Annotated in this window: 23 protein-coding genes and 3 tRNA genes; 20 read left to right on the top strand and 6 right to left on the bottom strand. The window is 39.1% G+C overall.

All coding sequences use genetic code 11. The features are described from left to right. The first annotated feature begins 12 nt into the window (after positions 1 to 12). From ACZ5YP_RS02920 to ACZ5YP_RS02890, 7 genes are all read left to right on the top strand, one after another. Positions 13 to 885, top strand: coding sequence for a hypothetical protein (locus tag ACZ5YP_RS02920; RefSeq protein ID WP_464835755.1), 873 nt, complete (start codon positions 13 to 15; stop codon positions 883 to 885). An 81-nt stretch (positions 886 to 966) separates the two neighbouring features. Further along, a tRNA-Glu gene (locus ACZ5YP_RS02915) sits at positions 967 to 1058 on the top strand. A gap of 25 nt (positions 1059 to 1083) precedes the next feature. Beyond that, positions 1084 to 1308, top strand: a complete 225-nt coding sequence (locus ACZ5YP_RS02910; protein WP_464835754.1) for a hypothetical protein — start codon at positions 1084 to 1086, stop codon at positions 1306 to 1308. Between the two features lie 91 nt (positions 1309 to 1399). Then, positions 1400 to 2305 (top strand): acetamidase/formamidase family protein, encoded by a 906-nt coding sequence (locus tag ACZ5YP_RS02905; protein ID WP_464835940.1) that lies wholly within the window; start codon positions 1400 to 1402, stop codon positions 2303 to 2305. Between the two features lie 287 nt (positions 2306 to 2592). Continuing rightward, complete coding sequence (locus tag ACZ5YP_RS02900; protein ID WP_464835753.1) at positions 2593 to 4647, top strand: S8 family serine peptidase; 2055 nt, start codon at positions 2593 to 2595, stop codon at positions 4645 to 4647. A gap of 268 nt (positions 4648 to 4915) precedes the next feature. Next, a complete protein-coding gene (locus ACZ5YP_RS02895) occupies positions 4916 to 7033 on the top strand; it encodes a S8 family serine peptidase (RefSeq protein ID WP_464835939.1) in 2118 nt (705 codons plus the stop codon). Positions 7034 to 7232: 199 nt separating this feature from the next. Further along, on the top strand, positions 7233 to 8531 hold the full coding sequence (locus ACZ5YP_RS02890; RefSeq protein WP_464835752.1) for an ArsB/NhaD family transporter: 1299 nt from the start codon (positions 7233 to 7235) through the stop codon (positions 8529 to 8531). Between the two features lie 54 nt (positions 8532 to 8585). On the opposite strand, the gene ACZ5YP_RS02885 is transcribed toward ACZ5YP_RS02890, so the two are convergent. Continuing rightward, a tRNA-Arg gene (locus ACZ5YP_RS02885) sits at positions 8586 to 8660 on the bottom strand. 72 nt (positions 8661 to 8732) lie between these two features. Here ACZ5YP_RS02885 and ilvA point away from each other — a divergent pair. Further along, positions 8733 to 9953: a threonine ammonia-lyase gene (gene ilvA / locus ACZ5YP_RS02880; RefSeq protein ID WP_464835751.1), complete on the top strand. Its 1221-nt coding sequence runs from the start codon at positions 8733 to 8735 to the stop codon at positions 9951 to 9953. Between the two features lie 4 nt (positions 9954 to 9957). On the opposite strand, the gene ACZ5YP_RS02875 is transcribed toward ilvA, so the two are convergent. The 5 genes from ACZ5YP_RS02875 to ACZ5YP_RS02855 all read right to left on the bottom strand — a co-directional run bounded on the left by ACZ5YP_RS02875 (position 9958) and on the right by ACZ5YP_RS02855 (position 13588). Then, positions 9958 to 10347, bottom strand: a complete 390-nt coding sequence (locus tag ACZ5YP_RS02875; protein WP_464835750.1) for a RidA family protein — start codon at positions 10345 to 10347, stop codon at positions 9958 to 9960. A gap of 70 nt (positions 10348 to 10417) precedes the next feature. Beyond that, positions 10418 to 11662: a dicarboxylate/amino acid:cation symporter gene (locus tag ACZ5YP_RS02870; RefSeq protein ID WP_464835749.1), complete on the bottom strand. Its 1245-nt coding sequence runs from the start codon at positions 11660 to 11662 to the stop codon at positions 10418 to 10420. 181 nt (positions 11663 to 11843) lie between these two features. Further along, positions 11844 to 12266 carry an EamA family transporter gene (locus ACZ5YP_RS02865; protein WP_464835748.1) on the bottom strand — a complete coding sequence of 141 codons (423 nt, stop codon included), beginning with the start codon at positions 12264 to 12266 and terminating at the stop codon, positions 11844 to 11846. Between the two features lie 68 nt (positions 12267 to 12334). Beyond that, positions 12335 to 12784 (bottom strand): Hsp20/alpha crystallin family protein, encoded by a 450-nt coding sequence (locus ACZ5YP_RS02860; protein ID WP_464835747.1) that lies wholly within the window; start codon positions 12782 to 12784, stop codon positions 12335 to 12337. 18 nt (positions 12785 to 12802) lie between these two features. Beyond that, on the bottom strand, positions 12803 to 13588 hold the full coding sequence (locus ACZ5YP_RS02855; RefSeq protein ID WP_464835746.1) for a proteasome assembly chaperone family protein: 786 nt from the start codon (positions 13586 to 13588) through the stop codon (positions 12803 to 12805). Between the two features lie 147 nt (positions 13589 to 13735). Here ACZ5YP_RS02855 and ACZ5YP_RS02850 point away from each other — a divergent pair, with 147 nt between their 5' ends. The 12 genes from ACZ5YP_RS02850 (at position 13736) to ACZ5YP_RS02795 (ending at position 21291) form a co-directional block, all read left to right on the top strand. Continuing rightward, on the top strand, positions 13736 to 14203 hold the full coding sequence (locus ACZ5YP_RS02850) for an ArsR/SmtB family transcription factor (protein WP_464835745.1): 468 nt from the start codon (positions 13736 to 13738) through the stop codon (positions 14201 to 14203). A gap of 41 nt (positions 14204 to 14244) precedes the next feature. Continuing rightward, positions 14245 to 14320, top strand: a tRNA-Gly gene (locus ACZ5YP_RS02845). A gap of 239 nt (positions 14321 to 14559) precedes the next feature. Then, on the top strand, positions 14560 to 16116 hold the full coding sequence (locus ACZ5YP_RS02840) for a proton-conducting transporter transmembrane domain-containing protein (protein WP_464835744.1): 1557 nt from the start codon (positions 14560 to 14562) through the stop codon (positions 16114 to 16116). Position 16117: 1 nt separating this feature from the next. Next, positions 16118 to 17143 carry an NADH-quinone oxidoreductase subunit NuoB gene (nuoB, locus tag ACZ5YP_RS02835; protein ID WP_464835743.1) on the top strand — a complete coding sequence of 342 codons (1026 nt, stop codon included), beginning with the start codon at positions 16118 to 16120 and terminating at the stop codon, positions 17141 to 17143. Next, a complete protein-coding gene (locus tag ACZ5YP_RS02830) occupies positions 17133 to 18236 on the top strand; it encodes an NADH-quinone oxidoreductase subunit D (protein ID WP_464835742.1) in 1104 nt (367 codons plus the stop codon). The genes nuoB and ACZ5YP_RS02830 overlap by 11 nt, the downstream gene beginning before the upstream one ends. Before the next feature lie 6 nt (positions 18237 to 18242). Then, the gene (locus ACZ5YP_RS02825) at positions 18243 to 18716 is read left to right on the top strand and encodes a 4Fe-4S binding protein (RefSeq protein WP_464835741.1); all 474 of its coding nucleotides are present in this window, start codon (positions 18243 to 18245) and stop codon (positions 18714 to 18716) included. Further along, positions 18716 to 18997, top strand: coding sequence for a monovalent cation/H+ antiporter complex subunit F (locus tag ACZ5YP_RS02820; RefSeq protein ID WP_464835740.1), 282 nt, complete (start codon positions 18716 to 18718; stop codon positions 18995 to 18997). Before ACZ5YP_RS02825 ends, ACZ5YP_RS02820 begins: the two co-directional genes overlap by 1 nt. Further along, positions 18994 to 19368 carry a monovalent cation/H(+) antiporter subunit G gene (gene mnhG / locus ACZ5YP_RS02815; RefSeq protein ID WP_464835739.1) on the top strand — a complete coding sequence of 125 codons (375 nt, stop codon included), beginning with the start codon at positions 18994 to 18996 and terminating at the stop codon, positions 19366 to 19368. The genes ACZ5YP_RS02820 and mnhG overlap by 4 nt, the downstream gene beginning before the upstream one ends. Further along, a complete protein-coding gene (locus ACZ5YP_RS02810) occupies positions 19365 to 19610 on the top strand; it encodes a Na(+)/H(+) antiporter subunit B (RefSeq protein ID WP_464835738.1) in 246 nt (81 codons plus the stop codon). The genes mnhG and ACZ5YP_RS02810 overlap by 4 nt, the downstream gene beginning before the upstream one ends. Then, complete coding sequence (locus ACZ5YP_RS02805; RefSeq protein WP_464835737.1) at positions 19597 to 20382, top strand: MnhB domain-containing protein; 786 nt, start codon at positions 19597 to 19599, stop codon at positions 20380 to 20382. Before ACZ5YP_RS02810 ends, ACZ5YP_RS02805 begins: the two co-directional genes overlap by 14 nt. Next, the gene (locus ACZ5YP_RS02800) at positions 20379 to 20789 is read left to right on the top strand and encodes a sodium:proton antiporter (RefSeq protein ID WP_464835736.1); all 411 of its coding nucleotides are present in this window, start codon (positions 20379 to 20381) and stop codon (positions 20787 to 20789) included. Before ACZ5YP_RS02805 ends, ACZ5YP_RS02800 begins: the two co-directional genes overlap by 4 nt. Then, on the top strand, positions 20782 to 21291 hold the full coding sequence (locus ACZ5YP_RS02795; protein WP_464835735.1) for a Na+/H+ antiporter subunit E: 510 nt from the start codon (positions 20782 to 20784) through the stop codon (positions 21289 to 21291). The genes ACZ5YP_RS02800 and ACZ5YP_RS02795 overlap by 8 nt, the downstream gene beginning before the upstream one ends. The last annotated feature ends 4 nt before the right edge of the window (positions 21292 to 21295 follow it).

Below are 21295 nucleotides of genomic sequence, written 5' to 3'. Positions count from 1 at the left end.
TATATAGTTCTAATGGTGTTTAAAACGACTCGTTACATACTAGTCTCTGGGTTAATACCATTTGAATCCGGTAAAACATGGTTTACTATTGGAGTAGGATTAGCTATTAGAAACCAGGGGTTTAAAGTCGCAGTGTATAAACCAGTTGCAGCTCATAATCTCTGGTATTCTCCGAGAACAATACGTAAATCTATTGAACTAGGAGTACTTGTAGGCAATGATGTATCTCTATACTATGATTATGGATTAATGCCTAATCCAGCTATTGGAAACCCCATAGCCCTTGCGACGACACCAGTAGACCCTGGAGTATACCTTGAAAACCTAAATACATACTATAGTGAACTAGAAAATATCTACTCTATTCTAGTTCTCTCTAGGAAGACTAGTTGTCTCTCAAACACTATTATACACAATTACTACCCTGAAAACACGCGTAAACTAGCGGGTAGAACAAAAAGGCTTGTTTTAAAACTCGCCAGGTATTTAAAAGCAGTTGAATCCAATATTGGAGAACTCAATGAATACATGTCTTCACGTAGAATTGAAGAAGAACTAGATAAGTGTCTAGAAGAGTATTCGCGTGGTATAGAAGTAGTGCTTGTTGAAAGCTTTAATGACGCGGTAGCTCCATATCTCGGTATACTAGATAAAATCATAGCTCTTGGAGTGGTAGCTCCATCTAGAATACTCGTTTACACCGACATTGAAGTAGTTAAAGAAATAGTAGAAGAAGCAGTAAGTAGTATGGGCTGGGAGGGCCTGAGAACAAAACACCTCGTTGAAAAAACTAAACCTTCATTTACAATCGAGACCACACCAATTAGTAAACCAGGAGTTAGAAGAGAACACGAATTATTTGTAAAACATGTTGTTTCAACTTAGAAACACTATGAATGTAGGAGTAGTGGAAAAATCTATTAGTGAAATTTAAAAGGGTTTCTATTGGTTAAAACATAACAAGGAGCCGCCGTAGTATAGCCCGGTCAAGTATGCGGGCCTTTCGAGCCGTGTGGCGGAGAAAGCCCGTGACCCGGGTTCAAATCCCGGCGGCGGCATTTCTCACATATTTGGGTTTCAACTATGAGAGAATACGATTTGAGGAAAATAGGAGGGTGTAGTGATAACCCAATATCATATCTCCTCAAAATACTAGAAGAAGGGCACGGAGAATTCACTGTTTTAACAAAGAAAACACTGATTCCACTAGAACTAGCTAGATTAATAGCAATGAGAAAAGGATATAGAGTAGACGTTATATCAGATGTTGGCGACGAGTTGAAATTAAGGTTTTATAGAGAAAAATAATTGCTTCTCCCAAGTGTTTTAATATAGAACTTGTTTTTCTCAGAGCCCGCTCTTTAAACATATTACTATGTGAGTGTATAGAGTTATATTGGTGTCTAGTTTGGTAAAGAAAATTCCAAGTACTCATGTCATTTATAGTTTTAGTCCTAGCAACAAACCCGTTGAGAAAGCTACACCCGGAGAAATAATTGTCTTTGAAACACTAGATGCCTTCGGCGGCCAGGTGAAAAGTGAAAATACACTACTTTCAAGTATTGACTGGACTCGTGTAAACCCGGCTACAGGGCCATTGTACATTGAAGGAGCTGAACCAGGCGATACACTAGTAGTAGACATACTCGACATAGATATCGCCGACTACGCCATTATAGCTGTTATTCCAGGCGCGGGCGTCTTGAGAGATAAAAAGTTCGAACCCAGAGTCAAAATCCTACCTGTAAGTAGGGGATGTATTTTATTCAATGGAATTAAACTCGTAGTAAAACCCATGATCGGCGTTATAGGTGTATCTCCACCAGACAATTCAATACCAACTGGTACCTCGGGACCTCATGGTGGAAACATGGATGTTGCAGAAGTTACAAAGGGATCCCGCGTATATCTACCAGTATTTGTAAAGGGTGGTTTACTCGCAATTGGCGACCTCCACGCGCTTCAAGCTGATGGAGAAATTTGTGTTGCGGCAGCTGAAACGCCTGGTAGTGTAACTGTTAGAGTGGAATTAATCAAAGGTAGAAAACCAAAACTACCAATAGTAGAAACACAAAACTACATACACATTATTGGGTATGGCGAAACACTCGATGAAGCAGCGTATAGAGCAACAGAAGTAGCTGTTGAAGCATTAATGAAAGAGCATTCAACGAGTTTTGAAGAGGCATACATGCTAGCCAGTCTAGTCGTAGACCTCAAAATAAACCAGAGTGTAGACCCTGCAAAAGGAGTTCGTGCATCAATACCAAAAAACTTAGTGTCTATAGATTCACTACTCCAATAATATAACAAGTATACAGGGTAAACCATGGAAAAATACATATTAAACATGTAACTATAAAAGAATGAACTCTACGGAGCCCTCTAGATAAACTTTTCCATTGAAAATATTTTTACCACTCTTTCAAACAATAGTTTGAACTATTTGTTTTCATATACTATTGATGTTTTATTTTAAGTAATATTTTATCTATTATGAAGTGGGAGAATTGTTAGACTCATTAGTGGGTAAAAAATAGATTACACAAAAGTTTATAACCTATGGATGATTAATTACTATGGGTGTGGGTAATGAATCCCAAATTCTTGAAAACCACTAGTGTAATTGTATTAATTCTAATCCTTGTAATACCACACATGGCAATTGCATTATCCCAAACTACAATACCAGAATTAAAGCCGGGTTATACAAGAGCCTATATTAGCCCAATACTACTAGACGATGAATTCTGGAAACATGGTGCATATGTTGAAGACTCTTCTCTACTATCAATTGGTAAACCAGACCCAGTTGAATTCGAAATAGCAGATGTGGAATTCGGACAAGTATTAATTATAATGAGTAGAACTACTTCGCCGATTGTATTAAAGGGCAAAGTATTGGGATTAATTGCTAATTTACCAACACACATGTACAACGTGGTTATTGCATGGATAACAAGAGATCAACTAAACAAACTAGGATCTACCCCGGGAGTATTAGCAATACTACCAGATATTAGACTAGACGTACTAGTAAACAAAGAGCAGAAAGTACTAAGAGAACTACTAGATAAAGACCCAGTACTAGCAGAGATTCTAGAAGCAGGTGGAAGCGGGCAGGGTACACACCACTATACAGTAGAAGTAACTGGAGCCTATGATGTATGGACTCAATATGGAATTAGAGGCGAAGGAGTAAAACTAGCGATAATCGATACTGGTGTAGACTACGGGTCGCCAGGTCTCGGGTTAGAAGCAATAGCTAGAGACGAGTATGGACTACCCTTGATATTCGATGCGAGTAGTCTTGGACTAGTATTAACACCTGTAAAAGCCACTGTACTTACTGATGGATATATAAGAGTAAACTATAGTGATCTATATGTATTCCAACCACCATACTACGTGTTTAGATGGACTAATAGATTATACGTTAGATTTACCGGTTGTGGTGGACGTTCAGGATGGCTAACAGTACCCGACACCTGGTATATTGGTAATATAACATTCAATCCAAGTGTTCCAATTAAATTTGGATTGGCATACCAGTACATATCGACATCTCTTGGTACACTCTACTATACTATTCCAGTAATAGTTGTAGACTCTAGTGGAGATGGATACTATGATACACTCTATGCTGACACTACTACAGCACTATACCTAGTGAGATGGGCGCTAGCAGTCTGTAATGTAACAATACCTGGTACACTTGGAACAACACCAGACTTCTCCTTTGCCGATGAAGAACCCATTACCTACGGCAACGAGGTAATAGCTAGAGACCTAGATGGAGATGGTATTAGAGATTACTCTGTGGGTGCACTGGCTGGATACGTCTACGACGCCGCGTTCGTAATACTACTAGAGAAACTTGGTACATGGAAGGAGTTAATGCCTCAAACACAACCACTATATGGATATTCAACAGCGAGTGTAATAATGTATGAGACATGGAGGTATGAGCCAGTAGCTATGGTATGGCCTGGTCTAGACCCGTATGGAGACTACGTTGTATTAGAATACGACTACCACAGTCACGGCACATACTGTGCAAACACAGCTGCTGGAAGAGACTTCTACGCTCAAACAGGCTACGGTGCGAGAAGTATTTCTGGACAAGCACCAGCAGCCAAGATCGCTGCTTCACCAGCACTATACTTTGGAACAACAGCTGTATCAATATACTTCTTCTCTGGCTTCGATCTCGCTACACCATATGGCGATGGATCAAGGTATCTATGGCCAAATCTACTCGTCAATCCATGGATTGCCTTCGAAGGCTATGAATGGACTTGGGTATATACTGGTGAACACCAGGTAGACATTACTAGTAACTCCTGGGGTATAAGTGGATGGGCTCTATGGGGATGGAATACTGGTTCAGACCCGTATAGCGTGATCTATGACTATACAATACTAACATCTGGAACAATGCACTTTGTAGCTGTTGGTAATGGTGGACCAGGCTACGGTACTGTTTCATCGCCGGCTAGTTCATCCTTTGCTATTGGTGTTGGTGCAGCGACAGAGTTTACTTATAGACCTCTATACGGCTACTGGCCTGGCTCCAGTAGAAACGTTATAACATGGAGTAATCGTGGACCAACAGAGCTAGGCGTTCTGACCTCCTCCCCGCCCTGAAGGGCGAGGGTTCCCTTTGGAGCGGAGAGGTTTGGGGCTACATTCCCAGCGAAAGCTGGGTTCAGCCCCGCGCCTGGTCTCAGGCGCGTTACCCCTACCCCGCTTAGGGCGGGGCTCGGGGCTATGGATTTTGTCCTAAGGCTACTCCACGCTAGAGGTTCGCCCACCGAGGCACTCCCCAAAACACATTATAGGATACACACCTTATAAGCTTTTCTATCCATCCCCGCCTTAAAAGGCGAGGCTTTCAGTTGTAAAACCAGATGTACTGGCTATTGGATCCTTTGCATGGGCTGTTGGTAGAACATGGGATGCACTTGGAAACGTTTATGGAATACGTAGACTAAGTGGATGGCTAGCATACAATTTATTCAGTGGTACAAGCCAGGCTACACCAATGGCTGCTGGTGTAGGAGCACTTGTTGTCTCAGCTTACAAAGCAAAATACGAGAGTAGAATGCCGCCATATCTATTGAAGACAATATTAATGAACACTGCTAAAGACACTGGATTCGACGAGTTATCCCAGGGTGCTGGATTCGTCAATGCATATAGAGCTGTTACAGCAGTATTAGATCCATCATTCCCCAAGGTGTACTCAACAGACTTTGCTAGAGACGTATTCAGCGAATTAGAATTAAACTATGCAGCGATAACCTATGGAGAATTCACTGAAATCGCTGGTTCATGGTTTGAACCAAAGATCTTTATACCACTCGTTAAAACATATGAAACAAGAAAGCTTACAATTGAAGGTGCTGGTACATATAGAGTATACCCAGCAAGACTAGTAGCAGTAGAAACAAGAGATATTTGTAGTGCGATAACAAGTGGTATTGATCTAGCTGGATGTAGTGGAGACACGGTATACCTCAATGTAACAGCCGCTACAGTCTACGCTCACGTCTTCATTGATCCAAGTACTCTAACTAAATACGACTTCTTTGAAATAGAAGCAGTATATCCATATGAATACTTTGAATCGGGTGGTAGAAGTGGAAACTACACCTTATTAATCGGTTCAAGCATATTAGACTTCGCCTACTGGATAGATGTTGGTGCAGATGGAGTATTCTCATGGAGTGAAACTGGTAGAATAACATATGATATACGTAGAGCTAATGCACTGAGAATACAGAGTGGTAGACTAAGCGAGAAACTAGCAGAAATTGAGGCACTTGCAGAGAGATATATAGGTGTAAATGTATCGAGTCTACCAAAATACCTAGTATTGAGAATTGGTGTTTCAGGAGCAACATTTAGAGGAATACTGCCAATTAAGATTAGAATAGTGGGATACAAACTATCACCATGGAGCGATGTACGTGTTAGCCCATCTATACTCACTGTAACAAGTGGTAGTAGAGTAGTAAATGTAACGGTTTCACCGACACCACTACGTGGATTCCACAGTGGATACATTGTAGTAGAAGAAATAACCAAGAAATATAGATACCTAGTACCAATATCATACTTCATACCATTAGAGATCACCAGTGAATACCTATATAAGATAACACCATACACGGAAAACACACCAAGAAAGAACACTTATATACGCGGTGCATTCGACTATACTTGGAGATATGAATCAGGTGATTGGAGAGTATTCAAAGTAATAGTATCACCATCACTAACAAATATATGGGCTCTTGGCGTTAGAGTAACATGGCCTATACACGGTAATACCAACTATGCAAGCAACCTCGACGTCCACGTCTACGGTCCATACACCTACTACATGGTAGACGAAGCATACAATGTATACACGTATAGTGTAAACACCGTTCAATTAGCAGCTGAGTTAACCAGAGACCCGGCAGGAGGATCCAGTTATAACCCAACCAGGTTCTGGGATGCATATAAGCCTGGAGAATCAATAATAGTTGCACCAGTATCTGGACCCGGTGTATATAGAGTAGTAGTTAGAAACATTCAGTATAGAGGATTATTCTATAATGAGTTATTTACACTCGAAGTATTTCCAATAACACTAAGAACAGTGTATTCATATAATGCTAATACAAAGACCTATACTTATTTAGTAACAATTAAAACACCGGGTTACTCTATGCAAACACTACCACAAACACTAACTCCAACTAGAGAAGCAATATATGTAACAAACATGGTATACATACCCGATATTTCAAATGTCGGTATAAGTGTATCAGCTAGTATAAACAGGGTCGATTATACAACTGGATTACTATATGCAACAATACAAGTAAAACACATTGATACAACACCACGTGGAATATACATGATACCATTATCAACAGTATTCAGTGTACCAGTAACAACATGTGGTTGGTTAGAAGGTGGCAATGCAAACATATACTCCTACCACAATGAAATACCACTAGTTATAACAGTAAAGATATAACTATAATTCACCTTTTTTCTTCATTCTCGTTTTTACCTATCCTCATTCTTTTCACTCCTCCTTTACGGGGAAATATGTTTAATAGTAGAGTAGTGTAATTTCCCATAGGACTGTTTCTAGATTAAAAAATATTAAAAAAACTGCTAGGTGATAGTATTATTGGTAACTAAGGAAAAGACGTGTGTATTGGTGAATAGCGTTGATTTACCAAGTTATAGTGTCACTGCTATTCATAGTATTCATAGGACTAATATCAATTGGAATCGACAGATTTATAGTTGCAACTTCTACAATAATCCTTCTTCTTTTACTGGGAGTTATCTCACCACATGAAGTTTTGAACTTTGTAGACTGGGATGTACTAGGATTAATTATCTTTATGAACATGTATAGCTATATCTTGGAAGAATCGGGTTTTGCCAGGTTTGTTACATACAAGATCGTATCATCTATTAAGAATACTAGAGTACTACTATATTCATTAATACTACTTTCGGGAATTGTCAGCTTGATCTTGGAAAACGCTGTTACAGTCTTTATATTTGCGCCTGTAGCCCTAGAGGCCTCTATAATGCTTGGTGTAGACCCTAGAAAGATATTAATTGGTATAGCACTAGCTGCTGGAATGTCTGGATCTGCGACAATGGTTGGTGATCCACCAGCAATGATCGTGGCAGGTCACTACAATCTTGGCTTTATGGACTTCATATTTTATAATACTAGGCCATCAATGTTTTTCTTAATACTAATACCCATGATAATAGCTATTGCATCATATGTATACTTCAACTTCAAAGAAATAGACGAAAAGAATATTGATTTATCAAAAGTAGACTTGGGAGCAGTAGACAAGTTGTTTGTATATGAAGCTCTTGTATTTCTACTAGTTAAAATAGTTTTATTGAGTGTAAGAAAAGAACTTGGATTACCTCTAACTATACCGGCGTTTATAGCATTAACATGTGTTTTAGCTACTAGAATTCTAGTACATAGAGATGTAGAGACAGCTAGAAACACTATTAGAGAGGGATTAGACTATAAACTACCAGTATTTCTTATATCAGTATTTCTACTGAGTAATTCTCTAAAGAAACACGGTGTAACAGACATTATAGCCAGCTACATATTGAGTTATGCTGGTGGAAACCCCATATCAATAGCTATAACTGTTTTTACACTCTCAGCTATTCTATCAGCATTTATAGAAAACATACCAGTAACACTAACACTACTACCAATAATAGACGTGGTATCAATAAATCTCAGAGTAGACCCCGTTATTCTAGCATGGGCAGCATTATCGGGTCTTACAGCTGGAGGAGGATATACATATATCGGAAGCGGAGCGAACGTTGTGGCCATCCATATACTCGAAAGCAAGAAAATAAAAACAACATTTAACTCCTTTATAAAGACGGCACTTCCATTCAATATAGTAAACACGATTACTGTATTAGGACTCTACATAGCAATATGGGGTCCCATTATTTTCAAGTAGTATACTGGCATTCATGATGTAATGAAGACTCTAAAGACTAGACTGAGATGGTCGCGGGCCCGCCGGGATTTGAACCCGGGTCTTCCGGCTCCGGAGGCCGGCGCCCTGTCCTGGCTAGGCTACGGGCCCCTTGTATTAATACAGGTTTTGAGGGTTTATTTTGGCATTTAGGGATAATAACTTATAGGAATGGCGTGGTGAATGTTTTTGAATGGATTAATTGATGAAGTATGGAGTTTAATCCAGAAGGCGGGAAGTGTTATCTACAGTGTTCTACATAAAACACCACTTGAATACAATACTAGTTTTTCCCGGATGTTTAATGCAAGTGTTTTCTTAAAGCTAGAAAACATGCAGAAAACTGGTTCTTTTAAATCACGTGGTGCTTTCTTCAAGATCTACAGTCATCTTGATGAAGCTAGAAAGAGGGGCGTAGTGGCCGCTTCGAGTGGCAATCATGCACAGGGTGTTGCTTTTGCAGCGTCTGCTCTAGGTGTAAAGGCAACTATTGTAATGCCCGAGACAGCACCTATATTCAAAATAAATGCAACTAGGAGTTATGGTGCAGAAGTAGTACTCTATGGTCGAGTATATGACGATGCATGTCAGAAAGCACTTGAAATAATGCGGGAAACAGGAGCAATGTTTGTACATCCATTCAACGATAAAGAAGTAATTGCTGGACAGGGAACAATAGGATTAGAAATAGCTAGTCAACTACCAGATGTAGAAGTAGTAGTTGTACCAATCGGGGGTGGTGGATTAATCTCGGGTATTGGAGTTGCATTAAAAAAGCATAAACCAGGAGTTAAAATAGTAGGGGTAGAACCAGAAGTAGCAGCTAAATACTACGAGTCTCGTAGAGTTGGGCAGAGACTTGTAATAGAGCCAAAATTGAGTCTTGCAGATGGCGTGGTAACAAAAACCATTGGCGACTTAACATGGGAGATAATGAACCAAGTAGTAGACGATGTAGTCAAAGTAAGCGAGGACTCTATTGCACAAGCTATTTACCTCCTCTTAGAGAGATCAAAAGTACTAGCAGAAGGCGCAGGAGCACTACCACTAGCTGCTATGCTAGAGGGACACTTCAATAATACTGGAAAGAAAACAGTCTTAGTAGTAAGCGGAGGTAATATAGATTTAACCATGCTCTACCGTGTTGTAATACGTGGATTAGCTACATCTGGAAGAATATCAATTGTTAGACTAGTAGTACCTGATGCTCCGGGTCAATTATATAGAGTTTTAGAAGTACTCTACAAATACAGATGTAATATCATAGATGTTAAACACGACAGGTTTAACCCAATTATACCAATTGGGCACGCAGTAGTAGACCTAGTGTTTGAAGCACCCAGTGGAGATATAGTGAGAGAATTAATTAAAGAGTTTAAAGAAATGGGTTATAGAGTAGAATAGTTTTTCATGGACATTTCTCGATTTTTGCTATTGCTTCTACTTCAATATCTACTCCACGAGGTAGATTTCTCACTTCGACAACACTTCTTGCTGGCGGGTCTTTCTCGAAGTATCTCGCATATATTTCATTGAATACCTGGAATTTTGATATATCTCTAAGAAACACTGTTGTTTTTACAATGTCTTCCATTGTGCCACCAGATGCTTCAACAATAGCTTTTATATTGTCTAGTACTCTTCTAACTTGGTTTTCAAAGCCCTCTGTAATTAATTGTCCCGTTGAAGGATCTATTGGTATCTGTCCAGATATAAATAATAAACCATCAATACATACTGCCTGGCTATAAGGGCCTATGGGTTTAGGGGCTTTATCCGTGAAAACAACCTTCTTCATATTATCACCATAAAGAATTACCTTTTAAGTAAATAAAAAGATTTGTATATGAGAGAGCAGTGAAAAAATATTATTGTTCCTCGGGTTTTACGAGTTTATAACCGATTATTCTCGATACTAGAATTGTACAGGCGTTGTCTCCGCTTACATTTATAGCTGTTCTCATGGCATCAGCAAATGCATCAATAACCCACATTATTCCAACTCCCTCTATTGGTAATCCTAGCGTTGAAAGGACAAATGCCAGCATTACTGTTCCACCACCTGGTATAGCGGCTGTTCCAATTGAGCCTATTAGCGCAGCGAATAATACTAGTCCGTATTGAGCTGGTGTTAACGTTACTCCAAATAATTGTGCGATAAAAACAGCGCTTAATGCTTGATATAATGCTGTACCATCCATGTTTACCGTTGCACCGATTGGTAGTGTTATCTTGAATACTTCGTCTTGTACACCCATTTTTTTAGCTGCCTCCATATTGTATGGTAGAACTACAGCACTAGACCTTGTTGTAAACGCTATTATAAATGGTGTTATTTGGTATTTGAAATAGGTAATTGGGTTTAATCCACCAATTGCAACTATAATTGAATATACTATAATCAAGTGGAATATTGAGAAACCATATTGTACTAGTAGGAAGCTAGCATATGCTTGTAGCATTTGTGGACCATACTGTGAGATCAACCATGCAGAATAACAAAAGACAGCTATTGGTGCATAATACATTATTACTCTTACAACACTAATTGACAACTCCGAGCCCAACTCGAGAAATCTAGCTACTATTCTACCATTTTCACCCATAAATAAAACCACTGCCACACCTAGTATTATTGCAAAAATTATCATTGATACAGATCCTCCAACAGCCAATAGTGCATTAAAATCTGTTTGGAAGAAACTCAACAATATATCTATACCACTAGGTGGTTTGGGTGGAGTATATCCAGCTGGAGGAGCTAGTTGAGTAGCTGTACCAGGCTGGAATATTAATCCACCGATAAGCCCCCAAAACGCGGCTAACAGTGATGTTCCAATGTAGAGTATTAGCATCCATAATAGTATAATACCCAGTTTTCTAGCATTAGCTATTGAAGAAGTAGCTGCTGAAATTGTAAAGAAGATCAACATTGGAATTACAATTCTAATCAATCGGACAAATATATCTCCAAACGCCTTCAACCAAGCATTTATATCGCTTCTAGCAGGTGCTTCTGGAATAGCTATTGTCAATATAAATCCAAACAATACACCGAGGACGAATGCTACTAGTATTCCTACTAGCAACCAATACCTTCTAGGCGTGCTCATTAATTCTCCCTCTTTCACTTAAATATATATGGTAATAATTAATAAATATTCCATTATGATACATGATAAGAGTGATTTTTCCAACCCACAGGTAAAAGTAGCCTCGTGTACCAAATCAAGTGTTACTTTGTATTTCAAAATCAAATTGAATAATAGAGGTGTTTCGACTAGCCAGGTGTTTCTATATCGCGAGAAGTACTAGAGCTGTAAATACTAGTATTCCAGCTACTATCTTTTTAATTGTTAGTTCTTCTTGTAGTAGTATTGTTGCCAGTATTATTACAAATAAAACACTAGAACGGTCAACGACTGCTACTTTACCTGCTTCTCCTTTCTGCAGGGCGAGAAAGTATAGTATCCAAGATGCGCCACCTGCTAGCCCACTCAGTATTATAAACATGTATTCTCGTTGTGTCAAACCAGTTAGTCCGCTATATCCTTTCGTGAAATATAGTACTGTAAATACTAGTATAGTCATTACAATTGATCTCAGAGCTGTCGCAGTAATAGAATCAACTCCTTGCAAGCCGATTTTGGCGAGTATAGAGGCTAGTGCAGCCGTCACTGCACTAAACAACGCGTATATAAACCATTCTGGTAGCATATTAACCACCAAGTAAACTAGTATAATGGAGTAAATTAAAACCGAGATTAACTGTGTAGTGTATTATCTTATTTGTAGATTATTATTCTAACACGTCCTCTCCTAGTTTCTATTTTTACTTTCTCCGGGTATACTTTAAATGGTAGTTCGATGACATCGCGGTATTCATAAAACCTTGTTTCTCCTGATTGACCGGTAATTCCGTGAAATCTAACTTCCTCTCTAAGCTTTGCTTTTATATACATATAGTTGTCTTGGAATTTTACTTCAAGAGATTTCTCGTCTGCCCTTGGTAGATCTACATATACCTCAATGTAGTTTCCTCTATCTCTTATACTATAGAGTGGTCTAAGGTATCCTTGGTGGTGCCACATTGGTCTAAACGCGTCTTCCATGTATTTTAACTCGTCTCTAAACTCTCTAAGTGTTTTCTCTATTTCGCTCTCTACGTATTCTCTAATTCTCTTTTCTAGTTCTCTCATTCTCTTGAAGAACTCGTCGAATTCGTCGCTGTACATGCTGGATCACCGTGTGCTCTAGGTATAGATAGGTATGGTGTGTTCAACGTCTTTTCTCATTTGGATAAGTCCGCGCATAGTGTTCTTCATAGCGTCTCGTGCTTTAATTCTAATTAATTCTGCTTCTTCTACTAGCTCTTTAACATCTATTGGTCTACCAATGATTTTTGAAACTAGTTCTAGGCTTTTCGCTGCTGCCTCGGGATCGGGGAATTCAAGGAAAGACTCTGTTAGTAGTAGAATAGTGTTTACTCTGGCATGTACGAGTTCTTTTAGTAGTAGTGCGTAGGGTCCTGCTAGAAAACCGTTTTCAAATGGTATAGCGTTTATATTCTTTGCTAGTTCAAATGAGCGTTGTGTTGTAGTTAAATAATATGTTTTCAAAGTGTCTAATTCAAATCTATTTTGTACCGGTATGCCAGAAGAGAGTATGACGTAGTCGACTCCTCGTCTTTCAAGGTAGTTTACTAGTACTCTTGATAACTGTATTAATCCAGGTAGACTGAGAGAAAACTCGTTGTATACAACTAGTAGGTTTCCACCAGTAAATACCCTTATAGGCGCTCTAATATAGCCATTATTAACAACTACTACTGGTGGTAGAAGCGTATAAGAATCAATACCAGCTACTTCTTTTAAACCAAGATTTTTCACTAAGTGCATTCCACTAATTACTCCTACAAGCCCTGTGTCTGGCAGAGAAATAAATGCAAAACTTGGTTTTTCGAGTTCTATGGGAGTGTATTCAATAACGTGGAAGTCTCCAATCCACTCTTCTCTATAAATACTCATAGTAGAATTCATTATTTACACCCGTATTTCTCGAGGTAGTAATAATTATTCAAGTGTAATAAAGACTTTGACGCTCGGCTTTCAATTCCCAGTATCTCATAGATTTTTAAACAAGTAGGTAAATCATTAATTTACATAACATTTCAAGGTGTTCTAGAAGTGCCTACTAAAATAAAAATAGAGGAGATACTAGGAGAACTAGAAAAGCAAAAAGCTTGTAGACTAGACGAGTTGCTTCAACAAAAACGTTTTCCACTAGAACCAACACGTGAAATAGAAGTACCTGGCTCTGAAATTGAAGGAGTAATAGAAATAGTTAAGCAATTCTCCGAGACAAGTAAACTCCGAATACTCCTCCTCCTATACTACAACGGCCCACTACCAGTATGTATAATATCCAGCGTCCTTGGTTTAGAGCAGACTCTCGTATCCCACCACTTAAAGACATTTAAATCACTCGGTCTGGTTGAATACGAGCGTAGAGGAAAATACAAACTCTACAAACTAACAAATTGCGCTGCAAACCTAGTAAAAGCACTACTAGAAACACTCGTAGAACAACAATTAAAATGCGAGAGGAAAACCCCGGGAGAACGGGAAACAGATTCAGTTGGAAATACTCAATAGAAATAATTTATAAACGCCAACTAAATATAACTCAATTCAGAGCGGCGGTCGTCTAGCCTGGACTAGGACGCCGGCCTGCCACGCCGGAGATCCCGGGTTCAAATCCCGGCCGCCGCACTCTCCTCTAAACCCGTCGTGGAAACCCACTACTCCAACTTTATATTCAAATCCCTGTGTTTTCCAGCATCTACTATTGTTTTCTAAACTATGAAGGTTGATGAATTACTCTGTGGAAGTAATAGTATGCTTATTTGAATATGTATTCACTCAATTCAGGAATATTTAAAAACCTGGTCTTTATGATATAACCATGTTAAGTATAGCTGTGTTATATACAACATGGTTATTTAAATAGAATGGTTGAGAAAATGAATGCAAGCGTGCTTCCAGCGCTGACACCATATGTGCTTATAATGGGTGCTTTTACACTAGTTTTCTTCAAAGTGTTTAAAGTGAACTCCTTGATTACTAGGTTCTATGTCTCTCTCTACCTTGTATTCTCGTTTATTGCTTCTCTCTTGATTTATAACCTCGTAGAGAATCAAGGAGTAGTCTACTATACTATTGGTGGTTTTCAGCCGCCAATAGGAATTACATATGTTGTAGATGGGTTTTCAGGGCTTATTGGATTAGTTATCTCGGGTCTTGCACTGTTTCTCTACCCATTGTTCTCGGTTTTTCCACGTGGTGTAGATGAGTACTATTTAGCACTGTATCTTGGACTTGTAGCGGGTTTACTGGGTGTTATATATACTGGTGATTTATTCAATATGTTTGTAATGTTGGAGGTTGCATTGATTTCATCTTATGGTTTAATAGCGCTTGGTTCTCATAAGGAATCGTATAAAGCAGTATTTGACTACATTATGATTGCCGGTGTTGGTGGAATACTGTTCTTCCTAGGTGTTGGATTAATATATTTTGCGGCTGGAACAGTCAATATTGGGCAATTGGGTTTAATCCAGTTGGGTATTGATACAGGTTATCGTGGACTAGTAGAAAACCCGGGTAGGTATCTGCCCATTCTAGCAATTATTCTATTTTGGAGTTTGGCAATAGATGAAGCACTAGCACCACTACACTTCTGGCTTCCACCAGCATATTCAAGTATAAATCCTGTTACAGCGTCTCTACTTGCAGGTGTTGCTGAGGGTGTTTCCTACTATGCACTAGCTAGAATTATCTATACAGTACTTGGTGGTTTAACACCGGTTTTAGAGTATTCGTTGAGAATACTAGGTATACTTACAATACTAGTTGGAGGATTGGGAGCAGTATACTCCAAGAGGATACTGTATACTATTGCATATACTGTAGTCATGGATTCCGGCTATATAGCAATAGCTCTCTCACTAGGGCCTAGTGGACTAGGTATTGCACTACTCTACATTATAGCACACGCCATTGTAAAACCACTACTATTTCTAACAGCTGGATGGATAAGGGAAACACATGGTACTGACAAACTAGACAGTGCTACGGGCTCGCTTAGAGCATCAAGGATTCTACAGTTGTCAATGGTCATTGGAGCTATAACCATTGCTGGTATACCACCAACTATATTCTTTACAGCCAAGCTACAGGTATACATGGGCCTCTTGGAAGCCATTAGTAGAGATTACACTATCCCGGTGGCATTAGTCGTTGCATTTATTGGATCTGCAATGGGCTTGGTTGCATTTCTCAAGATATTAAACTATACAGTGTTTGAAGCGAGTGGTATAAAGCAGGATATTCATGTCCCAGGCTTGTTAAAGATCTATTTATTGGTTTTAAGTATAGTGATTGTATTGCTCGGGTTGATTTATGGATTTGTTTTAGACCCCTTGATCTCCTCTACAGCCAGGTCTCTCATTGATGAGAGGAGTGTATACCTCGAAGTAGTTAGAAGAATACTGTGGATTGGTGATTAAAATGGTGTTATCTAGACTACTTAGTAAACTAGCTCGCTGGGCTCGTAGTAGGAGTATTTGGATGATCCATTATTGTTCAGCATGTGGAGCTGTAGAATTTCCACCACTAGTTATGGCTCCACTAGACTGGGAGAGATACGGCTACATGCCGGCGCCAACACCGAGACAGTGCGATCTCTACGTTGGAATGGGTTATTTAACCAAGAAGGCAGTTAAAATGTTTTTAAACATGTATAGACAAATGCCAGAACCACGTTTTGTAGCGGCTGGTTGCAACTGTACTGGTACTGGTGGATTATACTGGGATAGCTATGCAACCTACAAGAGACTAGACGACTTCGTAGAAGTAGAGGGATGGGTACCCGGCTGCATGCCAATGCCAGACGACTACTTCAGCCTCTTAGAATACTTGAGAAAGAAGATCTATGAGTCATCACTTGAAAAACACATATCTAGAATTAAACCAGATGCATTTGAGAAAATAAAGAAGTATGAAGAACTCGAGAGAAAACTCCTAGAGGAATACATTGAGAAATTAAAAAAGAGCCAGCAACAAGTAAACTATCAATTTACACCATCTTATCCAGAATGCTATGAATACAATGAAAAACACAAAATATGTAAAATAAGTATTGAAAACAACGACTTAAGGAGAGTAGTACAAGAACTAAAAGATCAAGGGTATAAACTACTAGTAAACATCAACCCTGTTGACTACCCAGATAAAGGCGTAATAGAAATATACTACATCTTTGAAAACCCGTCAACCAGCGAGCAGAAGTGGATTAAAACATATGTACCGAGAACAAACCCTGTAATAGACAGCATACACGACATATACCCACTAGCGCTCTACATTGAGAAAGAAGTATGGGAAATGATGGGTATTGAATTCAAAGGACATCCATCTCTCAGAAAATGGATCCTCGACGGCAACTGGGAGGGCCCTCCACCCCTTAGAAAAGACGTAGATACAGTTGAATTCGTTGTAAAACACGTATATGGTGGATACAAGTATGGAAGGTAGAAATACTCAAATAGTTTATTTTGGACCACAACACCCCGGTGTACCAGGTAATATAGCGTTTAAACTATGGTTAGATGGAGATAGAGTAGTTAAAGCCGAGGTAATACCTGGTTTTCTACACCGTGGATTCGAGAAAATGATGGAGAACCGTACATGGGAGATGAATGTAACACTTAGTTATAGATTTTGTGTTGAAGACCCAGACCACCTTGAAATAGCATATGCAATGGCGGTTGAAGACATAGTTAACGCCAACATACCTGAAAACGCTAAATGGATTAGAATGATCCAGGCTGAAATGGGTAGAATAGCATCACACTTGTTCTGGAGCCACTTTATTGGTGGAAGTATTGGATTGAGAACACCAGCATACTGGGCTGTAACAGCCAGAGAAGAAATCCTCAAGTGGTTTGGTAGAATAGCAGGACACAGAGTATACCACAATCTAAGTGTACCTGGTGGAATAAGATACAAGCTACCAGCAGACTTCAAAGAACACACATTAAAAGTCTTAGACTTCGTAGAGGAAAAAGCAAGAGACGTTGAAGAAGCACTATTGAAAAACAGTGTATTCAAAGCGAGAACAAGAAACCTTGGAAAACTAACAAGTGAAGAAGCATTAATGCTCGGCGTGACAGGCCCCGTGTTGAGAGCAACTGGCTACAAATATGATTTAAGAGTAAATGCTCCATACCTCAACTACGACAAAGTAAAATTCGAAGTTCCCACGGGATCCATTGGAGATGCGTATGATAGAAGCGTAGTTAGATTCAAAGAGATCTACCAGTCAATATCGATTATACGCCAAGCACTAGAAGAAGTAAAACTCGACGAGCCACTGAGAATTAAAATTGGACTAACCATTCCACCTGGAGAAGGAGTTGCACGTGTAGAATCAGCGAGAGGAGAATACGTGATCCACATTATAAGCCAAGGCGGTAGAAAACCCTATAGAGTTAGATTGAGAAGTATGTCTATGCCGCTATTAACAACAGTTGTCGACTATATACTGTCAAAAGAGGAGATTACAATAGCAGACTTCCCCGTTCTACTTGCTTCACTAGACCCATGCCCACCAGACCTAGATAGGTGAGAATCAATGGCTACACAAACACTTATTAAATCACTCAAATACCTGTTTACAACACCATATACAAGACTAGTCCCCAGAAAGGTAAAACCATTTAAAACAGAGAAGATTAGAGGAGCACACATATTAGACATGAATAAGTGTACTGGTTGTTCAATGTGTCAACAAGTCTGTCCAGCAGCATGTATAGATATGGTTCAAGTAGAAGGAAACTACCCGCAAAACCCTAGAAAGAGGTTTCCGAGAATCGATCATTCAAAATGCACTTTTTGCGCGCTGTGCGTAGAGTACTGTCCAGTGGGAGCGCTCTCAATGACTACTAGAACTGGCTACGAATTGTTTACAATAGATAAAAACACTACTCTAAAAAGCCCACTAGAACTATGCAGGATAGAAGGCGAGGTAACAGTAACCAAAGAGGATTTTGTAGTGGGAATTACTCCTGTTAAACTAGGCGAAGTACCTCTCAAGAGGGGGGAGTAATGGTTTCCTATGAAACACTACTAGGAGTCCTCCCAGTACTAATGAGTTTGTTTACAATAGCCATGATAATATATTCAATAAGAGTTTTTACTTCTAAAACACTTGGCAGTATGGTATTAGCTATTGACGCGCTTGTAGTAGACCTTGTTGTCTTAATGGTTTTGGTTGCTCTCTACTACAAGTCGGCTTTTCTCTTAATAGGAGTTATTCCACTAGCTTCTTGGGTATTTCTACTAGATGTAGTAGTAGCAAGATACCTCGAGAAGAGGTGGTCGAAGTGATAGACTTGATATTATTCTATATAGGCGTAGCACTAGTCTTTATTGGCGGCGTTATGGATATACTTGCAACCATCGGGTTCTTTAAATTCAAAGAATTCTATACTAGACTACACGCTGCAACAATTGGATCAATTGGTGGAGGACTTTATCCATTGATTGGAGTAGTCTTTATAGTACTTGGATTAGACATAGACTACAATTTAAAACTGGTTTTCACTGGTACTTCGATAATAGCGGCTGGAATAATAGCGCTTGCTACACCAGTCGGTTCGCACATTCTTGCTCGTGGAGTATATAGGTCGAGAGAGGAATCTCCAAGTGTTATCATAGATAGACTGGGAGAGGACTTGGAGACGGGTGAGATGGAGTGATCCTATTACTCTCATCTATAGCGGCAACACTAGCACTAATATCAACAATTCTAGTACTATACGAGAAAGACGTTGCTAAAGCCGTAGTATTAGCTGGAGTAGAATCTGTATTCTACGCTCTACTACTCCAAGTGTTTCTCGCTCCTGACTTGCTAATAGCATATGTTGGAATAGGTCTTGGATTAAACACTGTTGTATTACTCTACGTGTTGACAAAGGGTGAGAGATATGAAGAAGCTTGAAGTAGTTATACCCATAGTAATAGGTCTTGGATTATTCATACTATTATACAACTCGGGCTTGTTGAGTGTAGAGAGATCGCTAACTACACTTGCAGAGAAATACCTAGAATACATACCAGACGCGTCTTCTATTTACACCTCAATGGCGTTTGAAGTTGTAACAGCTGTTATATGGGATCAAAGAGGATTTGACACATACTTCGAGACAAGCGTGCTGTTCTTTGCAATAATAGCTACGTTAGCTATAGCATCAAAGCTTGAAGACATTATTGGAGAACGCCGTTCACTAACAATTATTGTTAGATTAGTGACGAGAATACTAGCTCCCATTATAGTAGTAGTAAGCATATCAATTGCGCTACACGGCCATATAACACCAGGCGGTGGCTTCCAGGGAGGAGCAGTATTCGTTATAGCACCACTACTATTAATGCTTGCATATACAAGTGATTGGATTAGAAGTAGAGGATTTACAGATAGAAAACTACTCCTACTTAGAGGTCTAGGAGTAACACTAATTGCCCTGGCTGGTCTAATACCAGTAGTATACTCGTATACAACCAATATAAATGCATATCTATTTCAAAACCAGGCTAAACCAGACTCGTTTTTCAATTATCCAGCATATCTGCAAACACCTATATCTACAATTCTCGTCTCTGGAACAATTATGTTGTTGAATATACTTGAATTCATTGCTGTTTTAACAGGGTTTACTCTTGCATTCTACTATCTAACAAGAGAATTCGAGAAGAGAGGTGGTGGAGAGTGATAGAAGAGTTGTTATGGTACTATATAGGTTTTACTATATTATTAACAATAGGGTTTTCAATTTACGGAATAGCAGTAAGACCACACTTAGTTAAGAAGATGGCTTTATTTACAATACTTGGAGACGCCGTATACGTACTACTAGTATATCTTGGATATACATTGAACTCCACTAATCCGCCAGTAATTCCAGGTGGAAGCCTGGAAAACCCAGTATTCTCCTCTAAAACAGATATACAGAGATTTATAGGTTCAACAGTAGACCCTATACCCCAAGTATTTATAGTTACAGCGATTGTTATAGGTCTAGCTGTATTCCTACTACTAGCAATTGTATCTCTTAGAATAGCACGTGAATACGGTACTCTCATTACAACCAAGATTAGAGAGGTGAGTGGAGATGAATAGGGGTTACTCTGTATCAATAGTGGTTTTCACTATAATACTTGCAGTTGTATATCTCGTCTATACTGGCTCATATGGACTAGTAGAGATTACTATTGCACTACTAGTAGGAGTAGGTGTTTCACTAGTACTGGCACCAGACTTAATTCTAAATCCAAGTAAGATGTCGCCGAGACGGTTTATTACAGCAATATACTATCTAGTTAAATACTTCACTATAATCGAGGCTAAAGCACACTGGAGTGTATTAAAACTAATATTGATGCCTAGTGCTAAATACAATCCTGCAATAGTGAGAATACCATATAGTGTAACAAGCGACTACTCAATACTATTAATATCTAACTCTATAACCAATACCCCTGGTACGGTAGTAATAGATGTCGACGAGAAGAGAAAGTATCTATACGTACACTGGATAGATGCTACTAGCGTTGAAGACCAAGAAGCTAGAAAGAGTGTTTCAGAGGAGTTTGAAAACTATGCTTACAAGATATTTGAATAGGTGA

Source organism: Sulfophobococcus zilligii, assembly GCF_055398255.1.
Note: the sequence above shows the minus strand (reverse complement) of the source record. Positions and strands in the feature narration are given on the sequence as shown.

Excerpts from the sequence above, each read along its gene's own strand:
- ACZ5YP_RS02920 (WP_464835755.1), top strand. The coding sequence starts at position 13 with ATGGTGTTTAAAACGACTCGTTACATACTAGTCTCTGGGTTAATACCA.
- ACZ5YP_RS02910 (WP_464835754.1), top strand. The coding sequence starts at position 1,084 with ATGAGAGAATACGATTTGAGGAAAATAGGAGGGTGTAGTGATAACCCA.
- ACZ5YP_RS02900 (WP_464835753.1), top strand. The coding sequence starts at position 2,593 with ATGAATCCCAAATTCTTGAAAACCACTAGTGTAATTGTATTAATTCTA.
- ilvA (WP_464835751.1), top strand. The coding sequence starts at position 8,733 with ATGTTTTTGAATGGATTAATTGATGAAGTATGGAGTTTAATCCAGAAG.
- ACZ5YP_RS02875 (WP_464835750.1), bottom strand. The coding sequence starts at position 10,347 with ATGAAGAAGGTTGTTTTCACGGATAAAGCCCCTAAACCCATAGGCCCT.
- ACZ5YP_RS02870 (WP_464835749.1), bottom strand. The coding sequence starts at position 11,662 with ATGAGCACGCCTAGAAGGTATTGGTTGCTAGTAGGAATACTAGTAGCA.
- ACZ5YP_RS02865 (WP_464835748.1), bottom strand. The coding sequence starts at position 12,266 with ATGCTACCAGAATGGTTTATATACGCGTTGTTTAGTGCAGTGACGGCT.
- ACZ5YP_RS02860 (WP_464835747.1), bottom strand. The coding sequence starts at position 12,784 with ATGTACAGCGACGAATTCGACGAGTTCTTCAAGAGAATGAGAGAACTA.
- ACZ5YP_RS02855 (WP_464835746.1), bottom strand. The coding sequence starts at position 13,588 with ATGAATTCTACTATGAGTATTTATAGAGAAGAGTGGATTGGAGACTTC.
- ACZ5YP_RS02840 (WP_464835744.1), top strand. The coding sequence starts at position 14,560 with ATGGTTGAGAAAATGAATGCAAGCGTGCTTCCAGCGCTGACACCATAT.
- nuoB (WP_464835743.1), top strand. The coding sequence starts at position 16,118 with ATGGTGTTATCTAGACTACTTAGTAAACTAGCTCGCTGGGCTCGTAGT.
- ACZ5YP_RS02830 (WP_464835742.1), top strand. The coding sequence starts at position 17,133 with ATGGAAGGTAGAAATACTCAAATAGTTTATTTTGGACCACAACACCCC.
- ACZ5YP_RS02825 (WP_464835741.1), top strand. The coding sequence starts at position 18,243 with ATGGCTACACAAACACTTATTAAATCACTCAAATACCTGTTTACAACA.
- ACZ5YP_RS02820 (WP_464835740.1), top strand. The coding sequence starts at position 18,716 with ATGGTTTCCTATGAAACACTACTAGGAGTCCTCCCAGTACTAATGAGT.
- ACZ5YP_RS02805 (WP_464835737.1), top strand. The coding sequence starts at position 19,597 with ATGAAGAAGCTTGAAGTAGTTATACCCATAGTAATAGGTCTTGGATTA.
- ACZ5YP_RS02795 (WP_464835735.1), top strand. The coding sequence starts at position 20,782 with ATGAATAGGGGTTACTCTGTATCAATAGTGGTTTTCACTATAATACTT.